Source organism: Corynebacterium kefirresidentii (assembly GCF_016599755.1).
Classification (GTDB): Bacteria; Actinomycetota; Actinomycetes; order Mycobacteriales; family Mycobacteriaceae; genus Corynebacterium; species Corynebacterium kefirresidentii.
In genome coordinates this window covers 1,513,725-1,528,964 of the sequence record NZ_CP067012.1, presented here as the reverse complement: position 1 = coordinate 1,528,964, position 15,240 = coordinate 1,513,725, and the positions used below count along the sequence as shown (strand labels likewise).

The 15,240-nt window shown below is 56.0% G+C and carries 13 protein-coding genes and 1 tRNA gene; 8 read left to right on the top strand and 6 right to left on the bottom strand.

All coding sequences use genetic code 11. The features are described 5' to 3' along the window. The first annotated feature begins 1 nt into the window (after window position 1). The 5 genes from I6I12_RS07360 to I6I12_RS07340 are packed head-to-tail and all read left to right on the top strand — an operon-like array spanning window position 2 to window position 4,191. Complete coding sequence (locus tag I6I12_RS07360; RefSeq protein ID WP_200287602.1) at window positions 2–2,134, top strand: ATP-dependent DNA helicase RecG; 2,133 nt, start codon at window positions 2–4, stop codon at window positions 2,132–2,134. Between the two features lie 19 nt (window positions 2,135–2,153). Continuing rightward, window positions 2,154–2,366, top strand: a complete 213-nt coding sequence (locus tag I6I12_RS07355; RefSeq protein ID WP_200287600.1) for an acetyl-CoA carboxylase biotin carboxyl carrier protein subunit — start codon at window positions 2,154–2,156, stop codon at window positions 2,364–2,366. Further along, entirely contained in the window at window positions 2,367–2,948 is a 582-nt protein-coding gene (gene rsmD, locus I6I12_RS07350; protein WP_200287598.1) for a 16S rRNA (guanine(966)-N(2))-methyltransferase RsmD, read from the top strand. 29 nt (window positions 2,949–2,977) lie between these two features. Then, window positions 2,978–3,451: a pantetheine-phosphate adenylyltransferase gene (coaD, locus tag I6I12_RS07345; protein WP_023021668.1), complete on the top strand. Its 474-nt coding sequence runs from the start codon at window positions 2,978–2,980 to the stop codon at window positions 3,449–3,451. After that, complete coding sequence (locus I6I12_RS07340; protein ID WP_023021667.1) at window positions 3,448–4,191, top strand: sulfite exporter TauE/SafE family protein; 744 nt, start codon at window positions 3,448–3,450, stop codon at window positions 4,189–4,191. Before coaD ends, I6I12_RS07340 begins: the two co-directional genes overlap by 4 nt. 84 nt (window positions 4,192–4,275) lie before the next feature. Here I6I12_RS07340 and I6I12_RS07335 read toward each other — a convergent pair whose 3' ends face one another. The 4 genes from I6I12_RS07335 to I6I12_RS07320 are packed head-to-tail and all read right to left on the bottom strand — an operon-like array spanning window position 4,276 to window position 7,709. Then, window positions 4,276–5,040 carry an amino acid ABC transporter ATP-binding protein gene (locus I6I12_RS07335; protein WP_023021666.1) on the bottom strand — a complete coding sequence of 255 codons (765 nt, stop codon included), beginning with the start codon at window positions 5,038–5,040 and terminating at the stop codon, window positions 4,276–4,278. Next, window positions 5,040–5,993, bottom strand: a complete 954-nt coding sequence (locus tag I6I12_RS07330; protein ID WP_023021665.1) for an amino acid ABC transporter permease — start codon at window positions 5,991–5,993, stop codon at window positions 5,040–5,042. The genes I6I12_RS07335 and I6I12_RS07330 overlap by 1 nt, the downstream gene beginning before the upstream one ends. After that, window positions 5,986–6,873: an ABC transporter substrate-binding protein gene (locus I6I12_RS07325; RefSeq protein ID WP_200287596.1), complete on the bottom strand. Its 888-nt coding sequence runs from the start codon at window positions 6,871–6,873 to the stop codon at window positions 5,986–5,988. The genes I6I12_RS07330 and I6I12_RS07325 overlap by 8 nt, the downstream gene beginning before the upstream one ends. Then, window positions 6,873–7,709, bottom strand: coding sequence for a DUF368 domain-containing protein (locus I6I12_RS07320; RefSeq protein ID WP_200287594.1), 837 nt, complete (start codon window positions 7,707–7,709; stop codon window positions 6,873–6,875). Before I6I12_RS07320 ends, I6I12_RS07325 begins: the two co-directional genes overlap by 1 nt. 443 nt (window positions 7,710–8,152) lie before the next feature. Between I6I12_RS07320 and I6I12_RS07315 the strand changes: the two genes are divergently transcribed. Next, entirely contained in the window at window positions 8,153–10,336 is a 2,184-nt protein-coding gene (locus I6I12_RS07315; protein ID WP_200287592.1) for a LamG-like jellyroll fold domain-containing protein, read from the top strand. Window positions 10,337–10,442: 106 nt separating this feature from the next. Here I6I12_RS07315 and I6I12_RS07310 read toward each other — a convergent pair whose 3' ends face one another. Both I6I12_RS07310 and I6I12_RS07305 read right to left on the bottom strand, forming a co-directional pair. Continuing rightward, a complete protein-coding gene (locus I6I12_RS07310) occupies window positions 10,443–10,625 on the bottom strand; it encodes a hypothetical protein (RefSeq protein WP_200287590.1) in 183 nt (60 codons plus the stop codon). Window positions 10,626–11,383: 758 nt separating this feature from the next. Further along, window positions 11,384–11,457: transfer RNA gene (locus I6I12_RS07305), tRNA-Leu, on the bottom strand. Window positions 11,458–11,606: 149 nt separating this feature from the next. On the opposite strand from I6I12_RS07305, the gene polA reads away from it, so the two are divergent. Both polA and I6I12_RS07295 read left to right on the top strand, forming a co-directional pair. Then, entirely contained in the window at window positions 11,607–14,255 is a 2,649-nt protein-coding gene (polA, locus tag I6I12_RS07300; protein ID WP_200289043.1) for a DNA polymerase I, read from the top strand. Further along, window positions 14,239–15,198 carry a DNA glycosylase AlkZ-like family protein gene (locus I6I12_RS07295; RefSeq protein ID WP_200287589.1) on the top strand — a complete coding sequence of 320 codons (960 nt, stop codon included), beginning with the start codon at window positions 14,239–14,241 and terminating at the stop codon, window positions 15,196–15,198. Before polA ends, I6I12_RS07295 begins: the two co-directional genes overlap by 17 nt. Window positions 15,199–15,240 lie beyond the last annotated feature (42 nt).

Here is a 15,240-nt window from a genome sequence, read left to right as displayed (position 1 = left end):
AATGCTCGGCTGGCAGGACAACCGACCGTTGACGGAGGTTCTTGCGGCGAAAGACGCCGCGAAGATTACCAAGGCGTTGGGGTATGAGACCTGCGGTGAGCTTTTGGCTCACTATCCGCGAGACTATATTCGCCACAACAAGGACGTTGGCCTAGGAGACGCTGCGGAGGGCGATATCGTCACCGTTACCGGGACTATTACCGGCTTCAACCGGCATGACAGGGGCAAGACCACCATCATCAATGTGCAGCTCGATGACAGCATTATGGCGACTTTTTTCAATGCCAATTACGTCATGCGCATGCTGCATCGCGGACAGCGCGTCATGATGAGCGGCAAGCTCAAATTCTTCCGCAACCAACCGCAGCTGCAACAGCCAGACTTTGTGGAAATCGATGCGTTCGGCCGTCCCGATGGTGAAGTGGATGGCTACCGCCAGCCGGCGGCCGAATCTGGAAAGAAGAATCGGCCCAAGGCCACCGGCTCATTGCGGAACCTCTCACAGTTTGGGAGGCTCGACCAGCTCCTTTTGGAACGAGAATGGATCCCGGTGTACCCAGCCACGTCCAAGGTGACCTCCTGGTACATCATGGGGGCTATTCACTACGTCCTATCAAAGACCCCGCCCATCGAAGAGCCACTGGATTATCAAATGATAATCAGCCTGGATAAAGCGGTGCGGGAAATTCACGAGCCTGGTAAGGCAGGGCCTTATCGTGCTATCCAAAGGCTTAAATATAACGAGGCTTTGTCAATTGGCTTGGTGATGGCATTGCGCCAGCGCGATGCGGAAGCTCGAACCGCTCCGACCATGCCGGCAACCTTAGGCGGCTTCCGCGAAGAACTGCTAAGCCATTTGCCTTTCGAGCTCACCCAAGGGCAGCGGCGTGTTATCAGTGAGATTGAAGATGACCTAGCCCGCCCATTGCCCATGATGCGTTTGCTGCAAGGCGAGGTTGGCTCGGGCAAAACCATGGTGGCTACCTGCGCTATGCTGCAGGCTGTTGACGCAGGAACTCAAGCGGCGTTGCTAGCGCCTACTGAGGTGCTGGCTTCCCAGCACGCTGCCTCCATCGGAACCGCAGTTCCTGAAGGCGTCACGGTGGTACTTTTCACCGGCTCGATGCGCACTGCGGATAAACGGCAGGCATTGCTGGATATCGTTTCCGGAGATGCGGACATCATTATTGGAACCCATGCCATCATCCAAGACACAGTGGAGTTCTTCAACCTTGGACTAGTGGTAGTAGATGAGCAGCACCGGTTCGGCGTAGAGCAGCGCGATAGCCTGAGACTGAAGGCTAACGAGGGGCTAAGTCCTCACGTACTGGTGATGACGGCTACGCCGATTCCTCGCACCATCGCGATGACCGTCTTCGGCGACCTTGCCGTATCGACCCTTACTGAGCTGCCTGGTGGCCGCAAACCTATTCAGTCAGCGGTGGTAGCTGAGTGGCGCCCTACCTGGGTATTGCGCGCCCTTGAGCGGATTCGCGAGGAAGTGGCCCACGGCCACCAAGCCTATATCGTCTGCCCGCGCATTGAAGGAAAAGGCGGAGTGCTAGAGCTTGCGGAGCAGCTAGAAAACGGGCCGTTTAAAGGGCTGCGCATAGCAATCTTGCATGGAAAGATGCCCAATAAAGACGAGGTTATGACGTCATTTGCTAGGGGAGAGATCGATGTCTTGGTCTCTACCACGGTCATCGAGGTGGGTGTGGATGTTCCCAATGCTACGGTGATGCTCATCCGTGAGGCCGAGCATTTCGGCGTCTCCCAGTTGCATCAGCTGCGTGGGCGTGTGGGACGAGGCGGCAATGCCTCTATTTGTCTTCTGCACACTATGGCAGGCGATAACACTCCGTCCTTCCGCCGCATCAATCAGATTGCCCAAACCTCGTCCGGATTTGAGCTGGCCGAGCTCGACTTGCGTCAGCGCCAAGAGGGAGACATTTTGGGCACCATGCAGTCCGGAACACACCGTACGCTGCGGCTATTAAATCTGGCGGATGACCAAGACATTGTGGAACGCACCCATACGGATGCCCGCGCAATGGTGATGCGCAATCCCGAGTTGGCCGAGGAACTCACGCGCAACTTGAGTGAAAGCGAACAGGAATACTTGGAGAAGAACTAAGACAGGTTAACCTAGAAGCATGAACGTCCTTGTCCCCTTTGCAGGCATCTTCCGCTGCCAGGTGAATGGGGGAGGCACCGTTGATATCGGCGTCGCGCCCGCGATCGTCGACGCCACGGAACTAGTCGCTTCCGTAGCGAGCCCAAGACTAAGCAAGGCATACCGCATTGTAGTCGCTGGCTTGAGGGACGTGGTAGCCGGAGACCTTTTGATGGAGATTGGAGAAATATAAATGACGCGCATTATTGCCGGCGAGGCCCGCGGCCGCACCATTAAGGTGCCTGCCGAAGGAACCCGGCCTACTGCAGACCGTGCCCGTGAAGGGCTTTTTTCATCCCTCGCGGCACGGTGGGGCTTTGCCGGTTCTTCGGTTCTCGACCTATTTGCTGGTTCCGGTGCACTCGGCCTTGAGGCAGCTAGCCGTGGAGCAGAAGAAATTGTACTAGTGGAATCTTCGGCGGATGCGGTGAAGATCATTCGGCATAACATGGGCGTCGTCAAGCACCCCGGCGTGCGCGTGCAAGAGATGAAGGTAGGCACCTACCTGGCAAGTGCCCCGCGGCGGCACTTCGATCTGGTGTTGGCGGACCCGCCCTATGCTTTTGATGAGGTAGATGAACTCATCGCCGCCATTGAACCGGTGTTAAGTGATAACGCCATGGTAGTCATTGAGCGCCACGTTGATTCCGCAGCAACTGCGTGGCCTGCAGGTTTTGAGCCCACTGGTCAGAAACTGAAGAAGCGTACCTTTGGCATCGCGCGCATGGATATGGCGGTCTATACCCGCCCTGGCAGCGAGGAAACCGAAGACTAAACCCCTGAAGAAAAGGAAGCGACAAAAGCATGACTAAGGCCGTGTGCCCAGGATCATTCGACCCCGTGACCTTAGGTCACGTCGACATCATTAACCGCGCTAAGCAAATGTTTGATGAGGTCACCGTATTGGTAACCGGTAATCCTGACAAACCCTCCGGGCTCTTTAGCGTGGATGAGCGTATGGAACTAATTCGCCAGAGCGTGGATTCTTCCATCAAGGTGGACTACTGCTCTGGGCTTTTGGTGGACTACACCACTGAGCATGGGGTGGATGTTTTGGTGAAAGGGCTGCGCAGCTCCCTAGATTATGAATATGAGCTGCCTATGGCGCAGATGAATCGGCGCCTTTCCGGCATTGATACCGTCTTTTTGCTCACGGACGAAAAATACGGCTATATCAGTTCCTCACTGTGTAAGCAGGTGGCGAAGTTTGGCGGGGACGTGACCGGCATGTTTCCTGAAGCCGTAGGCCGTGCGGTAAAGGAGAAATACCGAAAGTGAGCCTAGCACTGGTCATTTTTCTCGTTGTGGTCGTAGGCTCGACCCTCCAGCGAGTATCTGGAATGGGCCTCGGTCTCATCGGCGGTCCTATTCTCATGCTGATTATGGGCCCGGTAGAAGGAATCTTGGTCATCAACGTTTTAGCCTGCATTAATGCGGTGCTGACCACTTATTCCGTGCGCGAGAATGTCAGCTGGAAGAAATTTGGACTCATAGCCCCGGTCATGGTGATTGGTTCCTTAGCCGCGGCGCTGCTCATTAGGCGCATGGATACAGCAGGTCTTATGGTCGTTGTGGGCCTTGCGCTTTTGGCCGCGCTGACGGTAGTGACCTTTGGCAAGAAGTTTGTCCCGGCAATGGAAGGCAAAGGCCCAGCTATTTCCGCGGGCATCCTCGGCGGCTTTACCAATACCTTGGCCGGTGTGGCAGGCCCAGTTATTACCGTCTACGCGCAAGCGGCAAAGTGGCCTCAGCAAGTGTACGCAGCTACGCTGCAACCCATTTTTGTCGTAGGCGGATTCTTTTCTGTCATGACAAAGACGCTTACGGGGGCGGCACACTTTGATGGTTTGCCCTGGGTAATGTGGCCCGCCGGGGTTATGGGAATGTTCGTCGGGATTTGGGCCGGCACCCGCATCGCGCAGCGTGTGCCCCGGGAGAAAGCCCGCGTGCTCTCGCTTAGTGTTGCCGGACTGGGCGCAGCGAGCGCATTGGTTCGCGGCCTGGTGAGCCTCGGTTAAACACCTCCACCATGAACAAGGCCCGTCGCCTCTGCAGAGACAGAAGCTGACGGGCCTTTGCACAGTCAATCATGTGCTATGGGCTTAGAGTAGATTGGCCAAAAAGTCCTTGGTACGTGGCTGTTGCGGATTATCCAGCACTTCAGCGGGGCTACCAGACTCGATGACCACGCCGCCGTCCATGAAGAAGACTTTATCTGCCACCTCGCGGGCAAAACCCATCTCATGGGTGACTACGAGCATGGTCATGCCCTCGGCCGCGAGATCCTTCATTACGCGTAGTACTTCGCCGACAAGCTCTGGGTCAAGGGCTGACGTGGGTTCGTCGAAAAGCATGAGCTTAGGATCCATGGCTACCGCACGAGCGATGGCAACGCGCTGCTGCTGGCCGCCGGAGAGCTGTACGGGGTAATTATTGGCCTTGGAGGCTAAGCCAACATCCTCGAGCAACTCCATCGCGCGGGCGCGGGCAGTTTCCTCTGGGATCTTCTTCACCTGCACCGGTGCCTCAATGATGTTCTCAATCACCGTCCGGTGGGGGAAGAGATTGAAGGATTGAAAGACCATGCCGATATCGGAGCGCTGCTCGGCGGCTTCCTTTTCGCTGATCTCATAGAGGGTCCCGTTTTTCTCGCGGTAGCCAATCAGCTCGCCGTCGACGTACAAGCGCCCGGCCGTTGCTTTATCCAAGTGGTTAACGCAGCGCAGGAAGGTAGACTTGCCGGACCCCGAAGGTCCTAATAGGCAGGCCACCTCGCCGGCTTGGACCTCGAGGTTAATGCCTTTGAGGACCTCAAGCTGCCCGAAGGACTTGTGGACGTTCTGGGCAGAAATCATGGGAGTAGCCATTATTTTTGAGCCTCCGAAATCACGGATACGTTGCGGGGAATGGTTCCTTCAGCATCTGCAAGAGCAGCAAGCTGGCGGCCGGTGAGTTCGCGGGTTGCACCGCGCTCAAAGCGGCGCTCCAAGAAGTACTGACCCACCATAAGTAGGGAAGTAACCACGAGGTACCAAGAAGCCGCGACCAATAGTAGCGGGATGGGCTGGAAAAGGGCGGCGGAAATATCCGTGGTACGGCCGAAGATTTCCTCTGTATAAGGAATGGCCACCACGAGGGAAGAGGTCTTGAGCAAGGAAATAAACTCATTGCCCGTAGGCGGAATGATAATGCGCATGGCCTGCGGAAGGACGGTGCGGCGCATGGTCATCCACCACGACATGCCGAGTGCCTTGGAGGCCTCCTTTTGGCCCTCTGGAACGGAAGTGATGCCCGAGCGCACAATCTCAGCCATATAGGCCGCTTCATTAAGTCCTAGGCCCATCACCGCAAGGAAGAAGGCGTTGGTGAGGATGGTCTGCAAAGACACCTCGGTAAAGCCTAGGTTGATGGACTGGTAGATGGCAGAGAGCAGACCCCAAAACACCAGCTGGACATAAATCGGCGTGCCACGGAATACCCAGAGGAAAATCCAGGACACGGCGCGCAGCACCGGGTTAGGTGACATGCGCATGACCGCAAGCACGGCACCACCGATAACGCCGATGATCATCGACAAAATAGTGATGGCGATGGTGTGCAGGGAAGCGAGCGCGATGCGCTTATCAAAGAGGTACTGGAAATAGGTTCCCCAGCCAAAAGCCTCGTTGCGGGCGGAGGCAATGATGAACCACACTCCCAGCACGATGAGTAGACCAGCGAAGACCCAGCGCCATGGATGGCGCAGCGGGCGGGCCTCGATCTGCGCGGGTTCTTCTTTAGGCTTGGCCGTAGCCGGCGTCGCCGCATTCTCATTAACCATTGATCGGCCTTTCATTAATCATTGCCTGGTCTATTAATCCATCCTCGATGCCCCAGCGGGACAAAATTTCTGCATACTCGCCGGTTTCGATGAGGTGCTGCAGCGCTGCGGCCGATGCCTTGCCCAAATCGGAATCTTTAGGAACTGCGAAGCCATACGGCGAGGCTTGGAACATATCGCCTACCTGCTGCATTTTTCCCTCAGAGCGATTGACCGCCCACGCTGTGACCGGGGAGTCCGCAGACAGGGCATCCGCGCGCCCCATCAGGACGGCCAGTGCGGCGTTATCCCCGGTGTCATAAGACAAGACGGTGAGATCGCCATTACAAGCTTCTTGCTTAGGGCGAACATCATCGGTTTCGGAGACCGTTGTGCGCTGCACTGCGACTGTCAATCCGCAGGGGTTATCGGGGTCGACCTTCCTAGGTCCGTCCACGCGCTCGGCCCACTGGATACCGGCGTAGAGGTGGTCTACAAAGTCGAATTCATTCCGACGGTCTGGGTTATCCGTAAAACCGGATACACCCATATCGATCTGGCCCGATTGCACGGCCGGCAGAATCATGGAGAAGTCCTGCTCCAAGGGCTGGAAATCGAGGCCCAAGACACCTGCTACAGCGCGAGCTAGGTCAAGCTCGACGCCTTGGAGGGCTCCGTGGGAATCCTTAAGCTGAAATGGCGCGTAGGGCGGGTTAGTGCCAGCGGTGAGGACACCATCATTGTCGTCATACATGGCGGCAATCTCCGGTACTACAGAGGTGTGGGGTTCTTCCCAGCCCTCTGGAGTGGAATCTTCCTCGTTGGTGACGCAAGCGCTTAAACCCAAAGTTGGGATAAGGACCGCGGCGATTGTAGCGCGGCGAGACAACGTGCGCGGCATTATTTCTGCGCTGTCCTTTCATTTATGGCGCGAGCTTTCTTCAGGTCAATGAAAATGAACGCGGAAACGATAAGAGCGCCGAGGATGAACATGCCGATGATAATGCCGCTGGAGGCATCCTGGTCAGCACCCCACGGCCACAGTGCACGCAAAGAACCGAGCATGAAACCTGCCATGGCCATCAGCGTAGGGGCTCGGTGATGATCCAGTAAGAAGTTCAAGACCTTGATAAACGCGGCGAGGCCGCACAAGGCACCCAGCGCAAAGACGGCTATGGTGCCGAGATCTCGATCCGATACAGCGCCGATGATGGGTTGGTAGAGCCCCATGGTCAACAAGATGAGCGAGCCGGAAATGCCCGGCAGGATGAGTGCACACACAGCAATGGCGGCGGCAAAGAAAACCACGATAAGGCTGGGGTTCTCATGCGGCTCGGAAGTAAAGCCGGTGATAAAGAAGATGGCAATAGTGGCGATCACAAACGCAATGATGGAAGAAGGGCGCAACCGCTCCTGCTTGGACAGCATAGACAGTGGTACGAAAATAGACACGGCAACCATGCCCAAAAATAGTGCCCCGGACGCGGATACGTGATTTTCCACGAAGTTAGATAGCACGGTGGACATTGCGAAGACTGCGATAAACATGCCGACTGCTACGGAGACAAGGAAGCTCCACTCGACTCTCTTGAAGCGACCAGAGATGAGGTCATTGGCATTGTGGACTGCGCGTTCATAAATACCCACGATGAGCGCCACGGTGCCACCGGAGATTCCGGGCACAAGTTCGGCCATGCCGATGAGGGCACCGCGGATAGCGTTCAAAATGTATTGCATAAATTTAAAATCTACCTGGGAGAGGGCTGGAGTGGCGGGCGACTGGCCTAGGCGGGCGGGGAGAAAGTGCTTCCCGGTGGTGGCCATGTGGACCGCTGTTAATAGTGATGCATATCTTTCATTGAAAGGCGATTGGTTATCCGTCACGGAAAGGGACGTGATTTCTCTAACCGTAGAGGTGAAACAATCATTGAGGCGAATCCTCGTTCATGAATATTCTGTCAGAATAATACACTTAAGTGCAACTATGCAGTTTGGGGCATGGTAGGCGCGGCCTCCTGCAGTCAGGGCTGTTTTATATGGAAGAAACTATAAGTTTCCCATTATTCAGTCTGGTGTTTACGTAGGCGTCAACTAACTGAAAGATTGACTGCCTACTATTTCCTGCGTATTCCCGTCTTTCTCCCGTGCAAATATTCCTTTTCAGTGACCAAGGACTCTCTATGAAGAATCGTTTTGTCCTGCCCGCGGTGACTGTCACCGCGGTGGTGGGAAACCTCATTTTTGTGCCGGCAGCAAGTGCTGCGGAGGGGGCGCCCGAGGGGGCGTCGCCAAGCGAAGGCTCTCGTTTTAGCATCGGTGTACTGCCGGATACCCAGTTCTATTCGCGCTATTCCACCCCAGAGACCGGCAACCTGGCCCAAGCTCGCTACGGCAGCGAACCCTACTTGGCGCAAACCCAATGGTTAGTGGACCATCAAGACGAGTTGAACATGGACTTCGTCACCCACCTGGGTGATGTTGTAGACCAGTGGAACGTGGAGGGCGAATGGCAGGTGGCTGATAAGGCCATGCAGGTCCTCGACGATTCGGACTTGAACTATTCGATCCTGCCAGGCAACCACGATATGGACGTGGAGGGCGCGGCAGCCCACCCGTATGACAAGTGGTTTAGCGCCGACCGCGCTAAGGCCGCCAACTCGGAGACTTTTCAAGAGCGCTACACCGCCGTCAATAATGACTCCGAGGCGCATATCTTTGAAGCCGAAGGCCAGAAATATCTCAATCTAGCCCTGGGCTGGCGCGCTGATGAGAAGGCTATTGCCTGGGCACAAGGCATCATTGATAAGCATCCAGGCCTTCCGGTCATTGTGACCACTCATGAGGCCCTCAATATTGATGGTGAAGGAAACGTCTTCTATTCCGATGACTATGGCAAGGGATTGTGGGATAAGTTCATCAAGAGCAATGATCAGATCTTTCTCGTGATGGGCGGCCACCACCACGGTGCCGGATACCGCGTGGACAAGAACGATGCCGGACATGACGTCGTTTCCATCTTGCAGGACTATCAGATGGCCTACCAGGGCGGCAATGGTTTATTAGGCGTGCTCGAGTTTGACCTTACGGGCAAGCAGCTGGAGATGACCGCGCTTTCGCCGTGGGTGGCGCAAAAGCCGCATGAGGAGCTCACGCAGTTCGATAAGCTCACCTTGGATGATAAGGGCGATAGCTATAGCATTCCGTTCGATTTTGAACAGCGTTTTTCCTCTTTCGCGCCGGAATTCACCGTGGGTGAGGGGCACCAGCCGGACTTAGCGCAGCGCGCCCGCGACATCGCCGCTGAGGGCTATAGGCCCTACACCATTGCGGAGGACGAGCTTCCTAAGGGCGCGGACGATTTTGCCACAAACGACCACACGGTATTCCACTGGCGCCCGGGCGAAGCGCGGGACAAGGATGGGCATGCGCTTGTCGATGGCGCCCCTGCCGGCCGTGGCACCACCATCCCCGATATTGCCAGCGATTCTGGCAGCAACCTGCATCGCGCTGGCGCCATGCTCGGAGACAGGGTGACCTATAGCACCGACCATCACCCGTTGTCCTCTGATGCCGGCTCCCTCTTCTGGTCTGACCCTGCCGGCAAAGTTGGCAATGCCGAGTTCCGTACCGATAAGGGCGCGGCTGCCAATAGCGTCGATACCACCAAGGGATATACCTTCGAATCCTTTGTCAAGATTCCGGAGGATTTCAACGGCGCACAGCATGGTTGGGGAAGTGCGCTCAGCCGTGACTCTGCCATCAATAAACTGGTAGACGGCTCCGAGGACACGGACCCAACCGTCATGTTCGGTATCTCTAACCTCCGCGAGCTGCGCTGGTGGGCGGAGCCGAAGCAGGGAAGCGGCTCTACCGTGTGGTCCCACGAGGTTCCCAAAGACGAGTGGATGCATATCGCCGTGGTCAATGATCCCGAACGCGATAGCGTCGAAATGTTCATCAACGGCGCGCCCATCCTGCGCAATGCCGTAGGCGCCGAGGGACTCCTCCCGCGCGACCTGCAGTGGGTCATGGGTGGTGGCTTTGACAACCAGCGCCCACAAGACCCGTGGTATGGCTGGATCGGCGAGACCCGCCTGACTCAGGGCGTCCTGGGCAAGGACCAGTGGCTTACCGCCCGTGCACACAACGATGGCAAGCCGGCCGATACCGCGCAACCTGCCACGGATGGCTCCGCGTTGAGCTCTAGTACGAGTTCGAAGCCTGGCATCTTAGGAGCAATCCTTGGTATCGCAGGGGTGGCTGGCCTCATTGGACTAGCACTGCCGCAACTGAAGGCTTCCATCCCGCAGATTAACGCGCTCCTGCGTAAGTATCACCTCCCGACTCTGCCCGAGTTGGGCTAAAGCACTGGGTAGAGGGATTTTGCAGTATCAGGCTTTAAAGCTTTAGCTGCACCAAAGCGCTTAGGTTCTTCGCCATAAGGGGAGAGAACCTAAGCGCGTTTTGGTTTTAATCTTCGCCCTGCTTGGAGAGATAATCCACCTTCCACCAAAACCAAGCGGAGGCTCCACCCAACACGACGGGTATCCAGGCTAGGGAAGGGGATTGCACGGCCATCATTGCCAACAATGTAATGAGCGTCAATGCAGTGAAAACTATCGCTTTAATTCTTTCCACTCGCAATCGGTTCATGAAATCTCCTCAATGTGGAAGGTATGCCAAATTTACACAGCCCAAAATAGGAGACTCTTGTCAGAGTGTCAATGATAGTTTACGGTATGTAACGTGAAATGTGCTTAAATTTTGGAATCGATGTCCTAGATTGTTTCGCTGGCGGCTGAAAGGCGCCTCGAGCACAAGGCGGCGAGATGTGAGGTTTGGGAAATGTCTAGTGATCAAACACAGAAGTCTGGGGACAACCTAGGGGATAAGGTCGAAGGAATGTTCCTGGCGGTTGTTGCGTTCGTTCTCATGCTTTCCGTACTTGGCTTAGTTCTGTGCATAGTTCGGTTCGACGATTATGTCGACGCTTTTGTCGTTATTCACCGCAGTTCATTCGACGGAATCGAGGATGCACGCGTGAGGCGGTGGATAATGGGTGTACTTCTACTTATTCGCTCCCTAGCAGCCCTTTCGTGGGTTACATCCTTTTTCCACCTTAAAAAGACGTTAGCTAAGGCGACTAGAAAGAGATTTCTGTTAATGGGGGTGTACTCCATCGCCTCTGCCTGCGGCTTTGGCTATCTCGCGTTGAGGGCGGAGCTGGCGAGCTTGGAAGCCATACGGGTCACACAGGCTAGTATTTGCGGCTTTTTGACGGCCTATCTATGCTTCCAGAGCTTGAAATCCTGGCAAGCTTCTACCCGTTCAACTACACGTCGGTAGGAGGGGCGAACATGAAAAAGACCCCGCATTCCGATTTACCGTACATGCGAGGTCTTTTCTATCTGTGCCCCTGGTGAGACTCGAACTCACACTGGACGGGTTTTGAATCCGTTGCCTCTGCCAATTGGGCTACAGGGGCGCACAGTGCCAAGGCTTGCTGCCTTTGACTGTGAAAATAGTAGCGCAGGGACTAGGGGAATTCCTAATTGGGTAGGGGAAGCGGGGGAATGCCCACGTCATCCAATAAATGTGCACCGGGGTGTTCGTATGTCGGCTCGCTTCTCTAGGATGGGGCAGGTGACTACTAAACAGCCTCGAATTCTGCTCATTGACGGCCACTCTATGGCCTTTCGTGCCTTCTACGCCCTGCCGGTGGATAACTTTTCTACCTCGGGCGGCCAGCACACCAATGCCGTATATGGCTTTTTATCGATGCTTTCCAATATCGTGGCGGAGGAGAAGCCCGATGCCATCGCGGTGGCATTCGATGTAGGGCGAAAGACCTTCCGCACCGAAATGTTCCCGGACTACAAGGCGCAGCGTGAAGCCGCGCCGGAGGAATTTAAGGGCCAAGTTGACATCATCCGCGAGGTGCTCGAGGTGCTGGGGATTACCACCCTCTCCCGCGAGAACTTCGAGGCCGACGACATCCTCGCCACGCTGGCGACCGAGGCGCAGGCTTATGAGACCCTCATCGTCACCGGTGACCGCGATTACCTGCAATTGGTAAACGATTCCACGACGGTGCTTTATCCCATGAAGGGCGTATCCACTCTCCACCGCTTTACGCCCGCCGCGGTGGAAGAGAAGTATGGTCTCACACCTGCGCAGTACCCAGATTTTGCTGCATTGCGCGGTGATCCGTCCGATAATTTGCCGGGCATTCCCAAGGTGGGCGAGAAGACGGCGACTAAGTGGATTGTTAAATACGGGGACTTGGCATCACTGGTTGAGCACGCCGAAGAAATCAAGGGCGTGGTGGGCAATAATTTCCGCGAGCGCATCGATCAGGTGCAGATGAATCGCAAGCTCACCCAAATGATCACGGATATGGACCTAGAGGTTGGCCCTGACGATCTGGCTTTCCAGGAGGCGAAGGTTGCGGACGTTGCCGCTAAGTTCGATGACCTCGAGTTTGGCACCAACCTGCGCGATCGCGTACTGGCCGCCATTCCCAATGACGGCGCTGAGGCAGCGGAGCAGACCGAGGAAATCCAAGAGTTAGAGACAGTCATCGACGATGAGCCATTGTCCCAGTGGCTGCCAGGCCGAGAGCATGTTGCGGTCTATGTCCAAGGCGAGGGAAACCCAGGACAGGGCGATGCTTCTGCCATTGCCTTCGTAGACCAGGAACGCCACGGGCTGCAAGTGGAGTTGGGCGACCTTTCTGCCGCGGACGATAAGGCCCTAGCGCAGTGGCTGGCCTCCGATGCGCCGAAGTATTTCCACGAGGCGAAGGCCGCCTTCCATATGCTTGCCGGTCGGGGTATTGAGCTAGCCGGCATTGCCCACGACACGGCCATTGCCGCCTACCTGCTGCGGCCCGGTCAACGCACTTACGCGCTTGCCGACGTCTACCAACGCCACCTCCAAAAGACCCTCGGCGCCGCCACGGAGCAGCTTTCCCTGTTGGATGATTCCACCTTGGTGGACCAAGCCGCAGCCATTATGGAATTGGCGGAAAGGCTCACTGCAGAGCTCCAAGAGATTGATTCTTTCGAACTTTATACCGACTTGGAGCTGCCCCTGGTGACCATTTTGGCGCGCATGGAAGCTACCGGCATTGCTGTTGACGTAGACATTCTCGAAACACAAAAGGATGCCTTCGTAGAGCAGGTCGCCGAACAAGAGCGTGCCGCCCGCGAGCTTGCCGGTGACGATAAGCTCAACCTCAACTCACCCAAGCAGCTACAAACCGTACTCTTTGAGACTTTTGATCTGCCCAAGACCAAGAAGACAAAGACCGGCTATTCTACCGCGGCTAAGGAGATTGAACAGCTCGCGGTTAAGAATCCCCACCCATTCTTAGACCACCTTTTGGCTCACCGTGAGTACCAAAAGATGAAAACCACCCTCGAAGGTCTAATCAAGACCGTGCAGCCGGACGGTCGCATCCACACCACGTTTAATCAGACAGTGACGTCGACTGGCCGCTTGTCCTCGACGGAGCCAAATCTGCAGAATATCCCGGTGCGCACCGAAGCTGGGCGACAGATTCGCTCCGCGTTTATCGTAGGCGAGGGCTACGAAGAACTCATGACCGCGGACTATTCGCAGATTGAGATGCGTGTGATGGCACACCTCTCGGCAGATCCCGGGCTTATCGAGGCCTATAAGGACGGCGAAGACCTGCATAACTACGTCGGCTCCCGAGTCTTCGACGTCCCCGTCGACCAAGTCACGCCGGAGCTGCGCCGCCGCGTTAAGGCAATGTCTTATGGTTTGGTCTATGGCCTGTCCGCCTTCGGCCTATCCCAGCAATTGGGCATCCCGGCTGGGGAAGCGAAGTCCATCATGGAAAGCTACTTCGAGCGTTTTGGCGGGGTAAAGAAATACCTCGATGAAGTTGTGGTCCAGGCGCGTAAGGATGGGTATACAGCCACCCTCTTCGGCCGCCGCCGCTACTTGCCCGAGCTCAACTCCGATAACCGCCTAGCGCGCGAGAACGCAGAGCGAGCCGCATTAAATGCACCGATTCAAGGTACCGCGGCAGACATTATCAAGGTGGCAATGATTCGCGTTGACCGCGCATTGCAGGGCATGAAGTCCCGCGTGCTGCTACAGGTCCACGATGAATTGGTAGTTGAGGTCGCTCCTGGCGAGGCTGACCAGGTACGTGAAATTCTCGAGCGGGAGATGGACTCTGCTATCGAGCTCAACGTGCCGCTGGAGGTCTCCGCTGGTTCAGGCAAGGATTGGGATGCCGCAGCCCACTAGCGCAGCTTCTTTCTCTCGCCGAGAAAAGGCGCGCCTTAGGCTTGCCTCGCAAGGCTTAACCGTTCAGCGGTGGGAGAGTGCGGAGGAAGTGATCCGGGCTTTCGGCGTTATGCAAGGCCAAGACCTGCACTCCGTGCGCCGATCGCTGGCCTTGCGGGCGCAAGACCACTCAGATGCCGGAAATATTGTGCGTGGGTATCCCATGCGTCATACGCTTTTTGCGGCTTCTGTCAAGGACATAGGCTGGATAACTGAACTCTGTGCTAAACGGCGCAAGGGCGACGCAGAGTTAGTGGCAAAGGTAAACAAGCTCATTGATCGTCCGCTTTCGCGTGCCGAGCTGAAAGAACGTGCTGCCACAGCGTTGCCGGGTGTGCCTTTCTGGCACGTTGTGCGTGTAGCAATGGAAGGCGGTCACGCCGTTTACTCCGGAGCTGATCAGCTGATTACACCGGTCGATTTGCCGGGGTTAGAGGAGATTTACAACGGCAACAAAGTCGCCGCTACCACAGAGTTGATGACTCGGTATTTTCGCACTCATGGCCAAGTCACGTTGGGGGACTTTGCTTGGTGGACAAAGCTACCGCAAAAACTAATTAGACCAGCGGCTGAAAACCTCCCGCCGGACATTGTGCGGTGTGGAGAAGAATCCCCGGACTTTGTCTCGATAGAGGTAATTGATATGGCCGAAGCACGAAAGAAGCGCTCGGTGCTCTTATTGGGAGCCTTCGACGAGTACATCCTGGGATACCGAGATCGGTCATTTGCGATGACTTCAGAAGTTCACGAGATACTTGCCCCTGGAAACCGCGGTGTATTTCGCCGCGCCATTGTGGTGGACGGCCAGGTTCGTGGGACGTGGAATAAACAAGCTATCGAGAATCTGGGTATCCCCGGCTACGCCGAGCCCAAAGTTCAGAAGTTGTGGCGAACTGCGCAATAAGTTTTTAGGTAGCCTTCTCTGTGCGGAAAAAATTATGCGTGC

Bases quoted from the DNA above. Each gene is read 5' to 3' on its own strand.
- coaD (WP_023021668.1), top strand. From the start codon at position 2,978: ATGACTAAGGCCGTGTGCCCAGGATCATTCGACCCCGTGACCTTAGGT.
- I6I12_RS07335 (WP_023021666.1), bottom strand. From the start codon at position 5,040: ATGGCTACTCCCATGATTTCTGCCCAGAACGTCCACAAGTCCTTCGGG.
- I6I12_RS07360 (WP_200287602.1), top strand. From the start codon at position 2: ATGCTCGGCTGGCAGGACAACCGACCGTTGACGGAGGTTCTTGCGGCG.
- I6I12_RS07310 (WP_200287590.1), bottom strand. From the start codon at position 10,625: ATGAACCGATTGCGAGTGGAAAGAATTAAAGCGATAGTTTTCACTGCA.
- I6I12_RS07315 (WP_200287592.1), top strand. From the start codon at position 8,153: ATGAAGAATCGTTTTGTCCTGCCCGCGGTGACTGTCACCGCGGTGGTG.
- I6I12_RS07355 (WP_200287600.1), top strand. From the start codon at position 2,154: ATGAACGTCCTTGTCCCCTTTGCAGGCATCTTCCGCTGCCAGGTGAAT.
- I6I12_RS07330 (WP_023021665.1), bottom strand. From the start codon at position 5,993: ATGGTTAATGAGAATGCGGCGACGCCGGCTACGGCCAAGCCTAAAGAA.
- rsmD (WP_200287598.1), top strand. From the start codon at position 2,367: ATGACGCGCATTATTGCCGGCGAGGCCCGCGGCCGCACCATTAAGGTG.
- I6I12_RS07325 (WP_200287596.1), bottom strand. From the start codon at position 6,873: ATGCCGCGCACGTTGTCTCGCCGCGCTACAATCGCCGCGGTCCTTATC.
- I6I12_RS07320 (WP_200287594.1), bottom strand. From the start codon at position 7,709: ATGCAATACATTTTGAACGCTATCCGCGGTGCCCTCATCGGCATGGCC.
- polA (WP_200289043.1), top strand. From the start codon at position 11,607: ATGGGGCAGGTGACTACTAAACAGCCTCGAATTCTGCTCATTGACGGC.
- I6I12_RS07295 (WP_200287589.1), top strand. From the start codon at position 14,239: ATGCCGCAGCCCACTAGCGCAGCTTCTTTCTCTCGCCGAGAAAAGGCG.